The sequence below is a fragment of the Hymenobacter sp. M1-2 genome (assembly GCF_057808495.1).
Genome location: NZ_JBTYZO010000058.1, coordinates 1 through 1,120, shown reverse-complemented (window position 1 = coordinate 1,120; position 1,120 = coordinate 1). Strand labels below are relative to the sequence as shown.

General features: G+C 57.5%; 1 protein-coding gene. It reads left to right on the top strand.

All coding sequences use genetic code 11. The features are described 5' to 3' along the window. Positions 1 to 46: 46 nt before the first annotated feature. Entirely contained in the window at positions 47 to 1,111 is a 1,065-nt protein-coding gene (locus ACYSMN_RS25465) for an IS701 family transposase (protein ID WP_488926749.1), read from the top strand. Positions 1,112 to 1,120: the final 9 nt, after the last annotated feature.

The following is a 1,120-nucleotide window of genomic DNA, read 5'->3' as shown; positions in this document are numbered from 1 at the left end:
CTGATGTTACGCAGTCGTTGGGACGGCCGAGCCGTTTAAGAATGCCATCATGACTTGCACACTGGACCTGTATACGGATTATTTGGTGAGTTCTACAGGCCCGACGACAGCCACGGGCTTGTCGCGGTTACTGGATGGGGCACTGAGCCACGACCACATCACGCGCTGGTTGAGTAGCACCGTGTTAGGGTCACCCGCCTTATGGCGGCAGGCCAAGCCGCTGATTCGGCAAGCCGAAGCGCGGCGCCAGCCGGCCGAATTTGCCGTGCTCATCGTCGATGACTCGATTCTGGAAAAGCCCTATACCGATGCCAACGAGTTGATTTGCACGCATTACGACCACGGCCAGCAGCGTTTCGTCCAGGGTCTGAATTTCGTGAGCCTGCTCTACCAGGCCGGCGAGTTGGCGCTACCTATCGCCGCCGAACTGGTGACCAAGACGGTGCCCGTGTTCAACGCCAAGACGCAGCAAACCAGTTATCAAAGTGCCTTCACTAAGAACGAGTATCTCCAGCAGATGCTGCGCGTGGCCCAGCAACAAGTGGCTTACCGCTACCTGCTGGCTGATAGCTGGTACGCCTCGGCCGAGAACATGGCGTTGGTGCGGGCCCTGGGCCACGAGTTTATTTTTGCCCTGGAAAGCTCCCGCACCGTGGCCTTGAGCGCCGAGGCGCGGGCTGCCGGCCGGTTTGAAGCCGTGCAGACGCTGGCTTTTCCCGATAAGCAGCCCCTACGCGTCTATTTGCGGTCCGTCCAAGAGGCAGTACTCGTGACCAGACAAGTCTTTACTAACCAAGACGGTAGCCAGGGGACGTTATATTTGGTCAGCAGCGACACCGACTTGACGCAGGCCCAACTCACCACGATTTATCAGAGAAGGTGGAAAGTGGAAGAATACCATAAGTCGCTCAAACAGAATGCGTCGATGGGGGCATCCCCCACGAAAACGCCGACCACCCAGACGACCCACTTCTTTGCCGCCCTGCTGGCGTATGGCAAGCTCGAAATCCTCAAGCTCAAGCATGGGCTCGGGCATTTTCGCCTCAAAGCCCAACTCTACACCGTAGGCGTGAAAGCTATGTATCAACAACTCGCCCGACTCGTTGCGTAACATCAGTTA